Source organism: Streptomyces sp. BR123, from assembly GCF_013401435.1.
GTDB lineage: Bacteria > Actinomycetota > Actinomycetes > Streptomycetales > Streptomycetaceae > Streptomyces.
Map to the genome: position 1 here is coordinate 1 of NZ_JACBGN010000328.1, position 7,448 is coordinate 7,448.

Annotated in this window: 7 protein-coding genes and 1 pseudogene; 5 read left to right on the plus strand and 3 right to left on the minus strand. The window is 72.9% G+C overall.

The features are described from left to right. Nucleotides 1-861, plus strand: a pseudogene (locus HYE82_RS31520) (hypothetical protein); the annotation flags it as partial. 214 nt (nucleotides 862-1,075) lie between these two features. Here HYE82_RS31520 and HYE82_RS31525 read toward each other — a convergent pair. Then, the gene (locus HYE82_RS31525; protein WP_179177618.1) at nucleotides 1,076-1,279 is read right to left on the minus strand and encodes a cold-shock protein; all 204 of its coding nucleotides are present in this window, start codon (nucleotides 1,277-1,279) and stop codon (nucleotides 1,076-1,078) included. Nucleotides 1,280-1,516: 237 nt separating this feature from the next. On the opposite strand from HYE82_RS31525, the gene HYE82_RS31530 reads away from it, so the two are divergent. From HYE82_RS31530 to HYE82_RS31545, 4 genes are all read left to right on the plus strand, one after another. Then, nucleotides 1,517-2,368 carry a menaquinone biosynthetic enzyme MqnA/MqnD family protein gene (locus tag HYE82_RS31530; RefSeq protein WP_179177619.1) on the plus strand — a complete coding sequence of 284 codons (852 nt, stop codon included), beginning with the start codon at nucleotides 1,517-1,519 and terminating at the stop codon, nucleotides 2,366-2,368. Between the two features lie 369 nt (nucleotides 2,369-2,737). Next, nucleotides 2,738-4,528, plus strand: coding sequence for a serine/threonine-protein kinase (locus HYE82_RS31535; RefSeq protein WP_179177620.1), 1,791 nt, complete (start codon nucleotides 2,738-2,740; stop codon nucleotides 4,526-4,528). A gap of 74 nt (nucleotides 4,529-4,602) precedes the next feature. Beyond that, nucleotides 4,603-5,802, plus strand: coding sequence for a cyclic dehypoxanthinyl futalosine synthase (gene mqnC / locus HYE82_RS31540; protein WP_179177621.1), 1,200 nt, complete (start codon nucleotides 4,603-4,605; stop codon nucleotides 5,800-5,802). Between the two features lie 7 nt (nucleotides 5,803-5,809). Continuing rightward, nucleotides 5,810-6,454 carry a hypothetical protein gene (locus tag HYE82_RS31545; protein ID WP_179177622.1) on the plus strand — a complete coding sequence of 215 codons (645 nt, stop codon included), beginning with the start codon at nucleotides 5,810-5,812 and terminating at the stop codon, nucleotides 6,452-6,454. On the opposite strand, the gene HYE82_RS31550 is transcribed toward HYE82_RS31545, so the two are convergent. Together HYE82_RS31550 and HYE82_RS31555 are read right to left on the minus strand one after the other, a co-directional pair. Further along, on the minus strand, nucleotides 6,420-6,761 hold the full coding sequence (locus HYE82_RS31550) for a response regulator transcription factor (RefSeq protein WP_179177623.1): 342 nt from the start codon (nucleotides 6,759-6,761) through the stop codon (nucleotides 6,420-6,422). The genes HYE82_RS31545 and HYE82_RS31550 overlap by 35 nt on opposite strands. 62 nt (nucleotides 6,762-6,823) lie before the next feature. Next, nucleotides 6,824-7,448, minus strand: a 625-nt coding sequence (locus tag HYE82_RS31555) for a DUF3152 domain-containing protein (protein WP_179177624.1), incomplete at its 5' end; no start/stop codon positions are given.

Here is a 7,448-nt window from a genome sequence, read left to right on the forward strand (position 1 = left end):
AACCCCACCAACCCGTCCAACCCGTCCAAGCCGGCCGAGCCGGCGAAGCCCGCGCCGCACCTGGCCAAGGTGGAGCTGGTCGGCAGCGCCGAGCTCAAGGCGGAGGCCGGGGCCGCGTTCACGGTGGTGCCGCGGGTCAAGGCGGTGCTCAGCGACGGCAAGCCGGCCAAGGGGCAGGCCATCCTGTTCGCGGTCGAGGACGATACGACGGGCACCTACTTCGGCGTCCAGGGCCGGTCCCACCTGGTGGTGCAGACCGACGCCGAGGGCATCGCCGCCGCGCCGGGCCTCGTGGCCGGCGAGAAGCCCGGCGCCTTCACGCTGCGGGCCTCCGGCTACGGCACCGCCACCCAGTTCACGGTGAACTTCGGCGGTGTCGTCGCGGCGAAGCCCGCTCCGGCCGTCGCCGACCTGCTGACACGCACCGACGCGGGTGCGGGCAAGCCGCTGGAGGTCGTTGCCGGGACCGCCGTCAAGGGCATTCAGGTCAAGGCGACCGCCGCGGGCAAGGCAGTGGCCGGTACGCAGGCGACCGCCGGGCTGGTCGAGAAGGACAAGGCGACCGGCGTGTGGGTTCCCGTGGACCCGGCGAAGGCGAAGGGCCCGTACTTCAAGGGGACCAAGGACGGCGAGAAGCTGTTCAGCCTGGAGCTGGCCCCGTCGGATGACGACGGCCTGATCGCCCTGCCCGAGCTGCTGACCGCGGACGTCGCCCCGGGCGCGTACCACCTGCGGCTGATCACCAGGGAGAAGGTCGTCCTGATCCTGGAGGTGAAGGTCAGCGCCAAGGCCGAGATCCCGGCCCCGCAGACCCCGTCGCCCTCCCCGTCGCCGACGCAGTCCGCCGCCGTCAAGCCGTAACGGCCCGGCCGGCTCCGAGACGACGGCCGGCCGCCACCGCGATCCGGTGGCGGCCGGCCGTTTCGCGCGTTCGCTCACATCCGCCCCCCTGCACCCGGAGGGAGAAAGGCAGGAGCCCCGCCGTCCTCCGTTCGCAGGGCGAACGGGGAGGCAGGGCTCCTTGGGTACTGCTCTCAGGTACTGCGATCCAACCGAGCGTGGTTGGCCGTGGCGATTAGCCTACGGTGACGTTCTCCGCCTGCGGGCCCTTCGGGCCCTGCGTGACGTCGAAGTTCACGGTCTGGTTCTCCTCGAGGGAGCGGAAGCCAGAGGCGTTGATCGCGGAGTAGTGGACGAAGACATCCGGGCCGCCGCCGTCCTGGGCGATGAAGCCGAAGCCCTTTTCAGCGTTGAACCACTTGACGGTTCCGGTAGCCATGAGCCCTCCTATGGGCCAAAGGGTCGCCCTGCTCCAGAACCTGCTAAGAAGTCTGAAAACTACTAAAGCCCGCGGGTCACATTCTCCGCAGGCTTCGTACTGCAAGGGAAACCAAACTGCAACTTGCTTCGAGCCTAGCACGCACCCCGCGGCCGAGACCAGAGGGAAAGATCACGTCACCCGGACGTTTGAGACCCGCTCGAAGGCTGACGCGGGGCCGCCAGCTAGTCTCGCGATGTGGACGTCTATCGCAGCCGGCCCCGGGTCGGCCACATTCAGTTCCTGAACTGCCTACCCCTCTACTGGGGGCTGGCCAGGACCGGCACCCTGCTGGACCTGGAGCTGACCAAGGACACTCCCGAGAAGCTCAGTGAGCACCTCGTCCAGGGCCGTCTCGACATCGCCCCGATCACCCTCGTCGAGTTCCTCCGCAATGCCGATCGGCTCGTCGCCTTCCCCGATCTCGCGGTCGGCTGCGACGGCCCGGTGATGTCCTGCGTGATCGTCTCCCAGGTGCCGCTGGACCGGCTGGACGGCGCCCGGGTCGCCCTCGGCTCGACGTCCCGCACCTCCGTACGCCTGGCCCAGCTGCTGCTCGCCGAGCAGTACGGGGTCCGCCCCGACTACTTCACCTGCCCGCCCGACCTGGGGCTGATGATGCAGGAGGCCGACGCGGCCGTGCTGATCGGCGACGCCGCGCTGCGCGCCTCGCTGCACGATGCGCCCCGGCTCGGCCTCGACGTCCACGACCTGGGGCTGATGTGGAAGGAGTGGACCGGGCTGCCGTTCGTGTTCGCCGTGTGGGCGGCGCGGAAGGACTACCTGGACCGTGAGCCGGCCGTCGTCCGGCAGGTGCACGAGGCCTTCGTCGAATCCCGGGACATCTCCCTGGAGGAGGTCGCCAAGGTCGCCGAGCAGGCGGCCCGCTGGGAGGCCTTCGACGCCGAACTGCTGCAGCGGTACTTCACCACCCTCGACTTCCGCTTCGGACCGGAACAGCTCGCCGGCGTAAGGGAATTCGCGCGTCGGACGGGTCACTCGACGGGCTATCCGGCTGATGTCGCCGTGGAGCTGCTGAAGGTGTCCTGAAGGTTCCCCCGGCGCGTTCGGGTGCGTGTTCGCGTTCCGTTTCGTGATCGGTCAGTGATCGGATTACCGGGCGGTGGTCCCGGTTCCGGCCAGCACCTCCCGGGGAATTGCCGATCTTTTCCGATTGCCGCCGCGGTGCCGTCCCGCCGTCGCCGTGAATTGGCGCGGGCGGCGCCGGGAATTCCCCGTCGCCCGCCCCCGCTCCTCGGCCCACCCCGTGGGCGCCACCCGCAGGGCACACCGCCGGCCGCCGAGGTGTCAGCGGGGTTCGAGCCCGCGGGATCGGCCCCGACATCCCCCCGGCAGCCCTAAGGTGGACCGGGATCACGCGGTGGATCACGCCGTCGGGACCACGGGGGAGGGGACGGGATGCAGCCGCTGGAGGCCGGTGAGCCGCGCAGCATCGGTGCGTACCGGCTGCTGGGCCGGCTCGGCGCGGGTGGCATGGGACGGGTCTACCTGGGCCGCAGCGCGGGCGGCCGGACGGTCGCCGTCAAGATCGTGCACCCGCATTTCGCCGCCGACCCCGAGTTCCGCGCCCGGTTCCGCCGCGAGGTGGAGGCCGCCCGGCGGGTCGGCGGCGAGTGGACCGCGCCCGTCCTGGACGCCGACCCGGAGGCGCCGGTGCCGTGGGTGGCCACCGGGTACGTGGCGGGCCCCTCACTGGGCGGCGCCGTGGCCGCGCACGGGCCGCTGCCGGCGGCCGCCGTGCGGGCGGTCGGGGAGGGGCTGGCCCGCGCCCTGGTGGCGGTGCACGGCCTGGGCCTCGTCCACCGCGACGTGAAGCCGTCGAACGTGATGCTGACCCTCGACGGGCCCCGCCTCATCGACTTCGGGATCGCCCGCGCCACGGACGGGACCGCCTCCCTCACCTCCACCGGGGTCTCCGTCGGCTCGCCCGGCTACATGTCGCCCGAGCAGATCCTCGGCAAGGGCGTCACCGGCGCCGCCGACGTGTTCTCCCTCGGCGCGGTGCTGGCCTTCGCCGCGACCGGGCGGCCCCCGTTCACCGGCGACAACTCGGCGACCCTCCTCTACAAGGTGGTCCACGAGCCGCCGGACCTGGACGCCGTCCCGCCCGGCGGACTGCGCGACCTGGTCGCGGCCTGCCTCGCCAAGGCGCCCGAGGCCCGGCCGGACCCGCAGGCCGTCGCGGACGCCTTCGACGGGGCCCTGCGCGCCCCCGGCCGGCTCCCCGCGCCCCTGATGGAGGAGGCCAGCCGCGCCGCGGTGGCGCTGCTCGACCTGGAGGCCGGGGAGTCCGGGCCGGAGGACGCCTCCGGGCCGGTTCCGTTCGCCACCCCCTCGTACGGGGACCGGGTGGCGGGCGTCGGCGCCGCCGGTGTCTTCGGTGCGCCGGACCCCTCCTACGGCGGTTCGTACGGGGGCTCCTACGGGGGGCCGGCCGGGACCGGGGCAGCCGCCCCGGCGGGCCCGTACGGCGCCCCGACGGAGACCGCCGGCAGCGGCTCCGGCTCCCCGGGCAGCGCCGGCAGCAGCGGGGTTCCGAAGCCGCGCACCGCCGCGGACGGGGAGGGCGGCGAGTCCACCGCCCCCGGCCGCAAGCTCACCGTCAGCGCCGCCGGGCGCCGGTTCAGCTGCACGGTGGTGGTCGCGGCCGCCGCGGTGGCGGCCGCGCTGTCCGGAGGGCTGTTCCAGCTGGGCGTGCTGCCGGGGACGGACGGCGGGCGGAACCACACCGCCGAACCGCCGTCCGCCGCGTCCACGCCCTCCGGCCGGGCCGGTACGAGCCCGGCCCCGACGCCCCCGGACGGCTCCGCCCCGCCCAAGGGCACCCGGAACGACGTCCCCCCGGAGCTGGTCGGCACCTGGAAGGGGACCGTGACCACGGCCCGGATGGGGGTTCCGAGCGAGTTCGAGATCACGATCAAGGCCGGCAGGGTCGGCGAGGTCGTCGGCCGCGACAAGTCGGTCCTGCCCCTCCTCGGCACCGACTGCTCCGGCGACTGGAAGCTCGCCTCGGCCACCGACCGGTCCCTGGTCCTGGACACCGCCGGCGGCCCCAACCCCGCCCCGGGAATCTGCTCCAACGGCTCCTCCGACGAGCGTTTCGCCCTCAACGCGAACGGCACGCTCCACTACCGGTCGGGGGACTCCGCGGCCGGAAACCCCGAGGGGGACCTGACGCGCAGCCGGTGAATCCCGGAACGGGGCCCTGGCGTAGGCTGGATCGGTCCGGATCTCTTGACACACCGCCGAAGGGTGACGCACCGGTGACCGACCAGGCCGCTTTCCAGTCTGTCCTCGACCGCGCCGCCGCGGGGGGCCGGATCACCAAGGAGGAGGCGCTCGACCTCTACCGGCACGCTCCGCTGCACGCCCTCGGCCAGGCCGCCGACGCGGTGCGCCGCCGCCGCTACGCCGGCACCGAGCACATCGCGACGTACATCATCGAGCGCAACATCAACTACACCAACGTGTGCGTCACGGCCTGCAAGTTCTGCGCGTTCTACGCGGCGCCGAAGGACACGGGGAAGGGCTGGTCCCGCGACCTCGACGACATCCTGCGCCGCTGCGCGGAGACCGTCGAGCTGGGCGGCACGCAGATCATGTTCCAGGGCGGCCACCACCCGGACTACGGCGTGGAGTACTACGAGGAGCACTTCTCCGCCATCAAGAAGGCGTTCCCGCAGCTGGTCATCCATTCCCTCGGCGCGTCCGAGGTCGAGCACATGGCCCGGATCTCCGGGGTCTGCGCCGAGGAGGCGATCAAGCGGATCCACGCCGCCGGCCTGGACTCCTTCGCGGGCGCCGGCGCCGAACTGCTCCCGGAGCGGCCGCGCAAGGCGATCGCCCCGCTGAAGGAGTCCGGCGAGCGCTGGCTGGAGATCATGGAGATCGCCCACCGGCTGGGGGTGGAGTCCACCTCCACCATGCTCATGGGCACGGGCGAGACCAACGCCGAGCGCATCGAGCACCTCGCGATGATCCGGGACACGCAGGACCGCACGGGCGGCTTCCGCGCGTTCATCCCGTACACGTACCAGCCCGAGAACAACCGCCTCAAGGGTCGTACCCAGGCGACGGTCTTCGAGTACCTGCGGATGATCGCGATCGCGCGCCTCTTCCTCGACAACGTCGCCCACATCCAGGGCTCCTGGCTGACCGTCGGCAAGGAGGCCGGCCAGCTCTCCCTGCACTACGGCGCGGACGACCTCGGCTCGGTCATGCTGGAGGAGAACGTCGTCTCCTCGGCCGGTGCCAAGCACCGCTCCAACCGCCAGGAGATCATCGACCTCATCCGCAAGGCGGGCCGCACCCCGGCGCAGCGCGCGACGACGTACGAGCACCTCGTCGTGCACGACGACCCGGCGAACGACCCGGTCGACGACCGCGTGGTCTCGCACATCTCCTCCACCGCACTCGAAGGCGGCACGGCACACCCCGAGCTGAAGCTCATCCCGGCCGAGTGATCCGGCCTTGCTGACGCTGCACACCGCCGGGCTCCTCGTCGCCGGGCGGGGGGCCGGGCCGCTGCGCGCAGGGGCCGTCCTCGTCGAGGGCGACCGGATCGCGGCCACCGGCCCGTACGAGGAGCTCGCCGCGGCCCGGCCGCACGCGCGGGTCCGCCGCTGGCCCGGCGTGCTGACCCCCGGGCTGCTGGTGCACGGGGCGCAGGAGCTGCTGGAGGGTACGTACTATCCGGACGACCCGTACGAGACGGCCGAACTCGGCACCGAGCCGGTGACCGGGGCGGAGGCGCTGGCCGCGCTGGAGCTGACCGACGCCCGCCGGGGCAACAGCGCCCGGCGGGCGACGCAGCGGCTGCTGGCCCGCGGTGTGGTGGCGGTGGCAGGACGGCTGACGGTCCCGGCGGTGCGCACGGCCGTGGCCCGGTCGGGGCTGGAACTGCTGCCGCCGGCGGTCACTGCGGGCTCGGTCTCGCTGGACCCGTTCGCGGGGCGGGAGCGCGTCGAGGAGGCCTTCCACGGGGTGCTCCAGGCGGGAGCCCCGGCCCGGTTCGCGGTGTTCGCGGCGGCGGACCTGCCGGAGCTGGCGGCGGTGGGGTCGACGAGCTGTGTGGCCACCGTCATCGGCGGGCGGCTGCTGCACCGCCGGCGCTGAGCCCGCCCGCGCGGCGGCCGGGGGTGCCGAGGCGGCCGTCCTCGCGGGCCAGGGCGGCCAGCAGGCAGGTCTGGAGGCGGCTGATGCCGCCCAGTTTGGTCCGTATGTTGTGGACGTGGAACTTGACCGTGCTGACGGACAGTTGGAGCTCGTCGGCGAGTTCTGCGTTGGAGGCCCCGGTGGCCAGGCACAGGAACACGGCGGATTCCTGCCCGGTGAGCTGCGCCGCGCGCCGCAGCCCCTCCTTCCGCTGTGCCGGAACGCAGGGCGGGAACCAGGCAGGGACGGTGAAGCTGACGACGCGCACGTTTCCACTCCTCGCCCCCGGCCCTCACGGCCCGGACGGTCGACTCACCGGCTCTCCCCGCCCTAAGGGACGGACGGACCGGACAGGTAGGTTCCCTTTCCGTCGTACGGCCAGGCGTTGGCCACGCAGCCGAGCAGCCCCTTGATCTGCTGCATCATCGCGGGGGCGGGCTTGCCGGGGCCGGGGCAGGTCTCGTGGCCGCGGCCTATCTCGTGGCCGACCTCGTGGTTGACGATCAGCGCCCGGTACTCCTCCACGGGGCCCTTGAACTGCGGTGATCCCTCCTGCCAGCGCTTGAGGTTGACCACGACGTCGTGCCCGGCGCGGCAGTTGGTCTCGCCGACGAGCTCGGGGGTCACCACCTCGCACAGCTTGTCGGTGGTGGTGGGGGTGGCGATCTTCACGGTGAAGTCCACGGGGCTGTCTGCGCCGACGAGCCGGAAGCCGTACGCCGGGTCGGATATCCAGCCGCGAGGGTCGCCGAGGATCGTCTCGACGGCCTGGGCGGCGGTGTTCGGGTCGACGCCGCTGCCCTCCTCCACCTCGACGCGCCAGCGGCGGGCGGTGCCCTTGCCCTGCGGCTGCCCGGAGCGGGTGGAGGCGGTGAACACGCCCGTCCCGGCGGCGGGGACCGGCGCCTTGGGGCTCGCGGACGGCTTCGGGGAGGCCGGGGCGGAGGGTGCGGAC